This is a genomic window from Actinoplanes sp. TFC3, assembly GCF_001553785.1.
Classification (GTDB): Bacteria; Actinomycetota; Actinomycetes; order Mycobacteriales; family Micromonosporaceae; genus Actinoplanes.
This window is the reverse complement of record NZ_LOJP01000002.1, coordinates 107,338-116,494: the sequence shown is the minus strand read 5'-3', so window position 1 is coordinate 116,494 and position 9,157 is coordinate 107,338. Positions and strand designations below refer to the sequence as shown.

Annotated in this window: 11 protein-coding genes; 9 read left to right on the top strand and 2 right to left on the bottom strand. The window is 68.2% G+C overall.

Annotation, left to right across the window (positions count from 1 at the left end; all coding sequences use genetic code 11):
- A partial coding sequence (locus TFC3_RS27535; RefSeq protein ID WP_067507949.1) for a chitinase occupies positions 1–912 on the top strand: 912 nt, incomplete at its 5' end.
- Positions 913–941: 29 nt separating this feature from the next.
- On the opposite strand, the gene TFC3_RS27530 is transcribed toward TFC3_RS27535, so the two are convergent.
- Entirely contained in the window at positions 942–1,586 is a 645-nt protein-coding gene (locus tag TFC3_RS27530; protein ID WP_067507947.1) for a DedA family protein, read from the bottom strand.
- 92 nt (positions 1,587–1,678) lie between these two features.
- Between TFC3_RS27530 and TFC3_RS27525 the strand changes: the two genes are divergently transcribed.
- From TFC3_RS27525 to TFC3_RS27490, 8 genes are all read left to right on the top strand, one after another.
- Entirely contained in the window at positions 1,679–2,014 is a 336-nt protein-coding gene (locus TFC3_RS27525) for a PadR family transcriptional regulator (RefSeq protein ID WP_082772549.1), read from the top strand.
- The gene (locus TFC3_RS27520) at positions 2,011–2,952 is read left to right on the top strand and encodes a hypothetical protein (protein WP_153040507.1); all 942 of its coding nucleotides are present in this window, start codon (positions 2,011–2,013) and stop codon (positions 2,950–2,952) included. Before TFC3_RS27525 ends, TFC3_RS27520 begins: the two co-directional genes overlap by 4 nt.
- 12 nt (positions 2,953–2,964) lie before the next feature.
- Complete coding sequence (locus TFC3_RS27515; RefSeq protein ID WP_067507940.1) at positions 2,965–3,405, top strand: hypothetical protein; 441 nt, start codon at positions 2,965–2,967, stop codon at positions 3,403–3,405.
- On the top strand, positions 3,402–4,274 hold the full coding sequence (locus TFC3_RS27510; RefSeq protein ID WP_067507939.1) for an MFS transporter permease: 873 nt from the start codon (positions 3,402–3,404) through the stop codon (positions 4,272–4,274). Before TFC3_RS27515 ends, TFC3_RS27510 begins: the two co-directional genes overlap by 4 nt.
- Positions 4,255–5,901: an alpha-amylase family protein gene (locus TFC3_RS27505; RefSeq protein WP_067507937.1), complete on the top strand. Its 1,647-nt coding sequence runs from the start codon at positions 4,255–4,257 to the stop codon at positions 5,899–5,901. Before TFC3_RS27510 ends, TFC3_RS27505 begins: the two co-directional genes overlap by 20 nt.
- Before the next feature lie 43 nt (positions 5,902–5,944).
- A complete protein-coding gene (gene fabG, locus TFC3_RS27500; RefSeq protein ID WP_082772548.1) occupies positions 5,945–6,694 on the top strand; it encodes a 3-oxoacyl-ACP reductase FabG in 750 nt (249 codons plus the stop codon).
- Positions 6,695–6,780: 86 nt separating this feature from the next.
- Positions 6,781–7,170 (top strand): hypothetical protein, encoded by a 390-nt coding sequence (locus TFC3_RS27495; RefSeq protein ID WP_067507935.1) that lies wholly within the window; start codon positions 6,781–6,783, stop codon positions 7,168–7,170.
- A gap of 6 nt (positions 7,171–7,176) precedes the next feature.
- On the top strand, positions 7,177–8,631 hold the full coding sequence (locus TFC3_RS27490; RefSeq protein ID WP_067507933.1) for a glutathionylspermidine synthase family protein: 1,455 nt from the start codon (positions 7,177–7,179) through the stop codon (positions 8,629–8,631).
- Positions 8,632–8,741: 110 nt separating this feature from the next.
- Here the strand turns inward: TFC3_RS27490 and TFC3_RS27485 are convergent.
- Positions 8,742–9,157, bottom strand: a 416-nt coding sequence (locus TFC3_RS27485) for a hypothetical protein (RefSeq protein WP_236718482.1), incomplete at its 5' end; no start/stop codon positions are given.

Here is a 9,157-nt window from a genome sequence, read left to right as displayed (position 1 = left end):
CCGACCACCGCGCCGACCACCCCGCCGCCGCCGAGCACCGGCACGAAGATGGCCGCCGCGCCGTACATCTACCCGGGCTGGGGTAACCCGCCGGCGCCCTCGACCGTCATGAACGCCACCGGCATCAAGGCGTTCACCATGGCGTTCGTGCTCGCCAACGGCTGCAACCCGGTGTGGGACGGCGAGAGTGGCCTGACCGGCGGCGTGCACGCCAGCACGATCAACGCGATCAAGGCGGCCGGCGGCAGCGTCGTCCCGTCGATCGGCGGCTGGAGCGGTAACAAGCTGGGCCCGAACTGCTCGACGCCCGAGGCGCTGGCCGGCGCGTACCAGAAGGTGATCGACGCCTTCGGTCTGCAGGCCATCGACATCGACATCGAGAACTCCGACGAGTTCGAGAACACCGTCGTGCAGGACCGTATCCTCGGCGCGCTCAAGATCGTCAAGCAGAAGAACCCGAACGTCAAAACCATTCTGACTTTCGGTACGACCACAACCGGCCCGAACTACTACGGCACCCGGCTCGTGCAGCAGGCCAAGGCGCTCGGCGCGAACATCGACATCTTCACCCAGATGCCGTTCGACTTCGGCGCCTCGGACATCTACACCGCCACTGTCAACACCTCTGAGGGCCTGAAGAACCTGCTCAAGACCACGTTCGGCTACACCGACGCGCAGGCGTACTTGCACCTGGGCATCTCGGGCATGAACGGGCTGTCCGACCAGCAGGAGCTGACCACGACCGACACCTGGACCAAGATCCGCGACTACGCCAAGTCCAAGGGTCTGGCCCGCTTCACCTTCTGGTCGGTCAACCGTGACCGCGGCTGCGCCGGTGGCGGCGTGGTCTCCGACTGCTCCGGCATCGCGCAGGCCGACTGGGCGTTCACCAAGATCAGCGCTGGCTTCTGATCCGATCCAGCAAGACGCGCGGCTGTGAATCACTGATTCGCGGCCGCGCGTCGCCGTTTGCGCACCTTCTTGATGACCCAGCTACCGACCGCCACCACGATGAGCGCCCAGATGGCGTAGTCGAACCAGTGGCTGTACTGCTCGACGTTCTGCCAGCGCGAGCCGAGCGCGTACCCGGCCCCGACGAAGATGGTGTTCCAGACCGCGCTGCCGATCGTGGTGAACAAGGTGAACAGGCCCAGCCGCATGTGGTTGGCGCCGGCCGGGATCGACACCAGGCTGCGCACCACCGGGGCCATCCGGCCGAACAGCACTGCCGACTTCTCGTGCTTCTCGAACCACTTGTCGGCGGTGTCGAGGTCGTCCGCGTCCACCAGTGGGATCCGGTCGAGCCAGCGGCGCAACCGGTCCTCGCCGAGGGCGTAGCCCAGCCAGTAGAGCGCCAGCGCGCCGAGCACCGAGCCGGCCGTCGCGGCCACCGTCACCAGGACCAGGCTGACCTTGCCCTCGCTGGCCAGGTAACCCGCCATCGACAGCACGATCTCGCTCGGGATGGGCGGGATCAAGTTCTCCAGCGCCACGAGCAGGCCCACGCCCGCCGCCCCGAGCGACTCGATGACGGACGCGACCCAGCCGGTCAGCCCGCCGAGTTGCCCCAGATCCGTCTCGGCCATCGACGCTCCTTTCGAAGAAACAGTGCTGGTACCCGGCTCCAACAGTACGAACCGTTTGACGCATATACCTCTCATCGGTATATGCTCCGGCCATGAGTGAGCCACCCATGCGCGAACCCACGTTCCTGGTCCTCACCGCGCTTGCCGGGGAACCGCAGCACGGCTACGCGGTGATCGAGGACGTCGCCCGGATCACCGACGGCCGCGTCCGCCTGCGCGCCGGCACGCTGTATGCCGCCCTCGACCGGCTGCGCACCGAGGGCCTGATCGAGGTCGAGCGCGAGGAAGTCGTGCAGTCCCGGCTGCGCCGCTACTACCGGCTCACCGGCCTCGGCGAGGCCCGGCTGACCGAGGAGACCCGGCGCCTGCGCACCCAGGCCACGATTGCCGAGAAGCGCCTGCGTGGTCTGCGCGGGGCCACCGCATGAGCGTGCTGGAGGCGCGATACCGGCGGCTGATCGGCTTCTTTCCCGCCGCTCACCGGCGCGAATACGGCGAGGAGATGGTCGGCGTGCTGATGAACGAGGCCCGGCTCGGGCAGCGCTTCCCCGGCTGGCGTGACGCCCTCGACCTGGTGCGAGCCGGCGTGACCGCCCGCCTGGATGGCCGGGCCAGGTCCGGCCGCGACGCGTCTGCGGTGGCGGCGCTGGTGACCGCGCTCGTGCTGGCCCTGCTGCCGATCCGCTGGGCGGCCCTGGAAGGCAGTTGGCAGGTCGGCCTGCTCCGGGTTCTCTCGCTCGACATGATGGTGCGGTCCGGCGGGTGGTTCCTCGTCGCGCTGGCCGTTGTCCTCGGCTGGCGGCACGTCGCCGCCGCGCTGGCCGTCACGGCCGGCGCGATGGAAGTCGCGGTGCTGGCCTACCAGTCCGGCACCGGGTGGCGCTGGATCGGCATGGGCTGGGTCCTGGCCGCCATCCCGTTCGTCCTCATCCTGACCTGGGCCGCCGCCGGCCGGCGCCCCTCCGAGGTGCTCGGCCGGCGCGGCGTTCTGCTCGTCGCGGGGGGCATTGTGCTCGGCATGCTGTCGGTCGCACCGGACTATCTGAGGGGCCGGGGGATAGCCGGCTCACCCAACTGGGCCGTGCTCGCCGCCGGTGTGGTCTTGATGGCCGCGGGCCTGTGGCGGGCGGGTGCGGCGGTCCGGCGGGTGCTGACCGCGCTGCTGGCCGGGTTCGCCGCCATCGCGGCAGCCCAGGTTGCCTTCGAGCAAGCCCTGGACGTGCAGCAGCGCTTCACGATCACCCCGGGGCTGGTGGTCGCCGAGGTGGCGTTCCTGCTGGGCTTCCCGCTGCTCGCCGCGGCACTGGTGGCCGCCGTGTCGCGGGCCAGCGTGCCGGGATGGCTCGGTGTGGCGCTCAGGCGGTAGGGTCCGGGCGCGATGGATACGTTGAGTTCTCGGGGGCGTACGGTCCGGGTCGCGGTCACCGCGCTCGGGGCTGTGCTGCTGCTACTGGGCACCTTGCGGGGCCTGGATGACGACTTCCCGTTCGGGCCGTTCCGGATGTATTCCACGGCGCCCGGGCCGGATGCCGATGCGCCGGACACCCGCCTGGAAGGCGTCGACGTCACCGGGCGCACGATCGAGCTCACCGAGGCGAACAGCGGGCTGCGCCGGGCCGAAATCGAGGGGCAGCAGCAGGCGTACGTGGACAATCCCAGCCGGCTGCAACAGGTCGCGGTGGCCTACGCCGACCGCACGCCAGGAGCACCGCCGCTGGCCACCGTGCGCATCGTGATCCGGTGGGAGGAAATCGAGGACTCCCGGCCGGTCGGCAAGAGCCACGACGAGGTCATCGCCGGCTGGACGGTGACCGGATGAGCCGGATCACCGCCTGGCTGACCGAAGCCGTACCGCGGGGGCGGATCGCGGCTTTCCGTACCCTCGTCTACTTGTTCGTGACCGCCGACCTGGTCATCTTCACGCCCTGGGTACGCAACCACGCCAGCACCCCCGGTGAGCTCTACCAGCCGCTGCTGGTGGGCCGCCTGCTGCACCTGCCGACCCCGACGCCACTGCTCGTGCACAGCATCTTCGGGGCGTTGCTCGTGCTCGCGATCGCCGCGAGCACCGGGCGCGCACCACGGCTGCTCGGCTGGACGGTGTTCGCGCTGTACTTCGAGTGGATGATCATCGCCATGAGCTACGGCAAGGTCGACCACGACCGGTTCGGCCTGCTCGTGGCGCTCGCTGCCCTGCCCACCGCCGGGCGGGCGCGGCACGGCGACGACACCCGTACGCAGGCCGGCGGCTGGGCGTTGCGGGTCACCCAAATCGCCGCGGTGTGCACCTACTTCCTGGCCGCCTGGGCGAAGCTGCGGTTCGGCGGGCTGGACTGGGTCACCAGCTCGGTGCTGGCCCGCGCGATCATCCGGCGCGGCACCGAGCTGGCCGACCTCATCGCCGGGGTGCCGTACCTGCTGATCCTCGCGCAGTTCGGGATCATCGCCTTCGAGCTGGGCAGCCCGATCATCTTCTTCCTCAAGCCGCGCCGGCGGAACTGGGCGGTCGCGTTCTTCTACTCCTTCCACGCGGTTACGTTCGCCACCATCACGATCTCGTTCGCCCCCCACCTGGCCGCCCTCGCCAGCTTCCTGTCGCTCGAAAAGATCCGTCCCGTCGCGTGGGTCCGGGGTTTCTGGAAACGACGGCATGGTCATGTAAGGGAGCATGAGCGACCGGTGGTATGAGAAGGCCGTCATTTATTGCCTCGACATCGACACGTACGCGGACTCCGACGGCGACGGTGTCGGTGACATCCGCGGGCTGATCGGGCGGCTGGACTACCTGGCCCGGCTCGGGGTCACCTGCCTGTGGCTCAACCCGATCCACCCGTCGCCGGACCGCGACGACGGCTACGACGTGGCCGACTTCTACAACGTGGACCCGCGCTTCGGCACGCTCGGTGACTTCGCCGAACTGCTGCACCAGGCCGGCAACCGCGGCATCAAGGTGATCATCGACCTGGTCGTCAACCACACCTCCGACCAGCACCCGTGGTTCCAGTCGGCGCGTTCGTCGCCCGACTCGCCGTACCGCGACTGGTATGTGTGGAGCGAGACCGAGCCGCCGGACCGCCACCAGGGCATGGTCTTCCCGGGCGAGCAGAACGAGACCTGGAGCTACGACCGTACGGCCAAGCAGTGGTTCTATCACCGGTTCTACAAGTTCCAGCCGGACCTGAACATCGAGAACCCGCAGGTCCGCGAGGAGATCAAGAAGATCTGCGCGTTCTGGCTGCAGCTGGGCGTGGCCGGGTTCCGGATGGATGCGGTGCCGTTCATCATCGAGGAGACCGAGCCGGGCAACCCGAACTCGCCGAAGGACTTCGAGTTCCTCTCCGAGCTGCGTCAGCACATCCAGTGGCGCAAGGCCGACGCGGTGCTGCTGGCCGAGGCCAACGTGGAGGCGGCCGAGCTCAAGCACTTCTTCGGCGACCAGGGCGGCTCGGCGAACCGCATCCACATGCTGTTCGACTTCATGCTCAACGGCCGGCTCATGCTGGCCCTGGCCCGCGAGCACCCCGAGGTGATCATCGACGCGCTGCAGAACACCCCGAAGCTGCCACCGGGCGGGCAGTGGGCCACCTTCCTGCGCAACCACGACGAGGTAGACCTGTCCCGGCTCACCGCCGAGCAGCGCGGCGAGGTGTTCAGCCAGTTCGGCCCGGACGAGGACATGCAGCTGTACGGCCGCGGCATCCGGCGCCGGCTCGCCCCGATGCTGGGCGGCGACCGGCAGCGCCTCGAACTGGCTTACGCGCTGCAGTTCAGCCTGCGGGGCACCCCGGTGCTGCGCTACGGCGAAGAGATCGGCATGGGCGACGACTTGAAGCAGGAAGGGCGAAACGCCATCCGTACGCCCATGCAGTGGTCCTCCCTGCCGAACGGGGGCTTCTCCACCGCGGCACCGGAGAAGCTGCTACGACCGGTGATCTCCGATGGTGAGTTCGGCTACGAGAACGTCAACGTCACCCGGCAGCGCCACGACCCGAACTCGCTGCTGTCGTGGTTCGAACGCATGATCCGCACGCTGCGCGAGGCTCCCGAGGTGGGCAGCGGATCTTGCCAGCATGTGGACGTACCGGTGCCTGCGGGTGTGCTTGTGCACCGCGCCGACGCCGAAACCGGGACCATGCTGTTCCTGCACAACCTCAGCCCGGACGAAGGCGTGGTGGACCTCGGCTCGCTGGACCCGGAGGCGGAGTTCCCGAACGACGTGCTGGCCGACCAGGAATACCCGGATCCCGGCAAACTGGACGCTCTGCCGATCGCCGGCTACGGCTACCGGTGGATCCGGCTCAAGCGCTTCCCCTAGAGTCCTGAGTCGGATGCGTTTCGACCGGCGGAAGGGACCACTGATGACCCGGGTAGCGATCGTCACCGGAGCAGCACGCGGCATCGGAGAGGCGACCGCCCGCAAGCTTGCCGCCGACGGGCTGGCCGTTGCGGTCGTCGACCTCGACGAGGCGGCCTGCGCCAGCACCGTCACGGCGATCCACGACGCGGGCGGCACCGCCCTGGCCGTGGGGGCCGACGTGTCCGACGCGGCCCAGGTCAGCGCCGCTGTCGATCGGGTCGTGGCCGAGCTGGGCGCGCCCACCGTGCTGGTCAACAACGCCGGCGTGCTGCGCGACAACCTGCTGTTCAAGATGAGCGACGACGACTGGGAAACCGTGATGGCGGTCCACCTGCGCGGCGCGTTCCTGTTCAGCCGGGCGGTGCAGAAGCACATGGTCGACGCCGGGTGGGGGCGCATCGTCAGCCTGTCCAGCACCTCCGCGCTGGGCAACCGGGGGCAGGCCAACTACGCCGCGGCCAAGGCCGGTCTGCAGGGTTTCACCAAGACGCTCGCGATCGAGCTGGGCCGCTTCGGCGTCACCGCAAACGCTGTCGCTCCCGGCTTCATCGTAACCGACATGACCGCCGCGACAGCCGCCCGGGTCGGCGTCGACTTCGCCGATTTCCAGAAGGGGGCCATCGCGCAGATCCCGGTGGGCCGGGCCGGGCGCCCCGAAGACGTGGCGAACACCGTATCCTTCCTGGTCAGTGAGGGAGCGGGGTTCGTCTCCGGCCAGGTGATCTACGTGGCCGGTGGACCACGCTCCTGACGGGGATGGTTGCTTCGGGCCGCTACACATGAAGGAGCGACCCGAAGTGGCGACAAAGGGCGGAGAGGCCGACTGTGAACCGACGGATGACCTCGCGGAGTGTGTCGTTGACCAGCACGTTCCTGCTGCTGGCGGCCGGTGGTGCGGCTGCCTGTGACAACGGCAACCAGTATCACGACGAGGGTTTCTACTGCGCCGACGCGAATGGCAAAATCGTCGACGAGGACTACTGCGACGACGACCACTACCACGGCGGTGGTGGTGGCGGCTTCTTTATCTGGCACTCCTCGGGCTACCGCTCGGGCTACCCCATCGGCTCCACGCTGCCGGCCGGCGGCTCCAAGTTCGCCTACAACGACTCGGCCGCCCGGCGCTCGTTCGGCCTGCCGTCGACCGGCCGGATCGGCAACGGCACGGTCAAGACCAGCGTCGTCGGCAAGGGCGGCAGCGGCACCTCCGGCAAGTCGGGAAGCTGAAAATCGGTGAAGCGCATTCCGTACGGTCCGGTCCGCGATGGCTGGAAGCTCACGAACTACAGCCTCGGGCTGACCTACAACGACAGCGAACTGCCCGACGGCACCATGATGTCGTACTGGCAGGAGGGGCCGTACTACGACTTCACCCAGGCCGAGATCGAGGAGCTGGAGACCGCCACCACGGTGCTCTACCAGATGTGCCTCGACGCCGGTGACTGGATGGTGCAGCAGTGCCCCCGGCGCACCCCGCAGGGCCGCCGTGAGGGCTACTTCACTTCGGTGTGCACCCCGGAGAGCTGCTTCCTGACCAAGATCGGCATTCCCGAGTTCGCCCACGAGCAGATCATCCGGACCTGGTACGACGGGGACGCCGAGACCTGGACCCACCAGGACAAGGACCCGGACAACAGCCATCCGGTGCAGACCCCGGACTTCTCTCCGGCGGTGTATGGCCGGTTCGACCTCTGGTACAACGGGGCCGGGACCGTACCGAGGCTGCTCGAATTCAATGCCCAGACCCCCACCTCGCTGGTCGAGGCCGCGGTGATCCAATGGCACTGGGCCGATCAGACGAACCTCACCCAGCACCCGTGGCGGCAGTGGAACTCGATCCACGACCGCCTGGTCGGCTGGGAAGCCGAGGATGGCGAACCGGCTAACCCCGGCGCATGGAAACGCAACATCGGCAAGCTGCGCGAGGCCCGCCCCTGGCTCCCGGCCAAGCCCAAGATCTTCTTCGCGTACGAAACCAGCGAACGCAGCGGCGAAGATCGCATGAACGTCGCCTACCTGATGGCCACCGCCGAGGAAGCCGGCTTCCCGGTCGAGCTGATCGCCATGAGCCAGATCGGCTGGGACGTGGCCGGCGACCGCGTGCTGTTCGTCCCCGCCCCCGGCGAGGAACACAAGGCCGAGCCGATCGACGTGATCTTCATGCTCTACCCCTGGGAATGGTTCTGGAACGAAGAGGGCGGCAAGGCCTTCTTCCGCAACATGGCCGACCCCAACAAGCGCGGCACCGTCTGGATCGAACCCCCGTACAAGGCGGCCCTGCTGGGCAACAAGGCCCTGCTCCCGGTGCTCTGGAAACTCTTCGGCAAGGATCCGGAACGAGCCAAGTACCTGCTGCCCACCTACTTCGCGGAGTCCTCGTCGGCGGCGTCACTGACCTCGTACGCCAAGAAGCCGGTGTGGGGGCGCGAGGGCGGCTCGGTGACTTTGGTCAAGGACGGCGTGACGATCTCGGAGAACCCCTCGGAGTACGGGACCGACGGGCGGTATGTGGTGCAGGAGCTGCTCGAACTGCCGTCATTTGATGGGCTCGAGGGTGAGGTGCACCCGGTGATCGGGTCCTGGCTGGTGGACGGGGAGCCGGCCGGGATGGGGATCCGGGAAGGGCTGGGCAAGGAGGGCCTGGTCACGAAGGATCAGTGCAACTTCCTCCCGCACATCATCACCTGAGCGTGTCACTGCTGAAACCGGGTGCCGTTCGGCGAGCATCGTGCCTGGTAGAAGGGCGGGCGGCAGTGTTGCTCCCAATTTGCTGCTAGTTTCTGCCAAATTAGCAGCAACTACTTGGTGGGCCGGTTTCTCCACAGCCACCAGAGGCCGATGAACGGCAGCACCAGCGGCACATATCCGTAGCCGCTGCCGTAGTGCGACCACACCGTGTCATCGGGGAAGGCCACCGCGTCGGCGATGCTCAGGGTGCCCACGATCAGCACCCCCAGCAGCTCGATGGAACAGCTTGTCAGCGCGATCAACCGCCCGCGGTTGCCGCCGAGGGCCAGGCCCACGGTTGCGGTGATGTAGACCAGTCCGGCGAAGGCCGACAGCAGGTACGCCAGCGGCGCCTCGGAGAAGTGCGTGGTGATCTGCACCAGGGCGCGGGCGCTGGCCGACAGCGCGAAGATGCCGTAGACCAGCAGCAGCACCCGGCCGAGACCGGTGCCGATGGCGGCGTCGCGGGGGCGGGCCGGCGTGGGCG

Excerpts from the sequence above, each read along its gene's own strand:
- TFC3_RS27530 (WP_067507947.1), bottom strand. The coding sequence starts at position 1,586 with ATGGCCGAGACGGATCTGGGGCAACTCGGCGGGCTGACCGGCTGGGTC.
- TFC3_RS27525 (WP_082772549.1), top strand. The coding sequence starts at position 1,679 with ATGAGTGAGCCACCCATGCGCGAACCCACGTTCCTGGTCCTCACCGCG.
- TFC3_RS27520 (WP_153040507.1), top strand. The coding sequence starts at position 2,011 with ATGAGCGTGCTGGAGGCGCGATACCGGCGGCTGATCGGCTTCTTTCCC.
- TFC3_RS27515 (WP_067507940.1), top strand. The coding sequence starts at position 2,965 with ATGGATACGTTGAGTTCTCGGGGGCGTACGGTCCGGGTCGCGGTCACC.
- TFC3_RS27510 (WP_067507939.1), top strand. The coding sequence starts at position 3,402 with ATGAGCCGGATCACCGCCTGGCTGACCGAAGCCGTACCGCGGGGGCGG.
- TFC3_RS27505 (WP_067507937.1), top strand. The coding sequence starts at position 4,255 with ATGAGCGACCGGTGGTATGAGAAGGCCGTCATTTATTGCCTCGACATC.
- fabG (WP_082772548.1), top strand. The coding sequence starts at position 5,945 with ATGACCCGGGTAGCGATCGTCACCGGAGCAGCACGCGGCATCGGAGAG.
- TFC3_RS27495 (WP_067507935.1), top strand. The coding sequence starts at position 6,781 with ATGACCTCGCGGAGTGTGTCGTTGACCAGCACGTTCCTGCTGCTGGCG.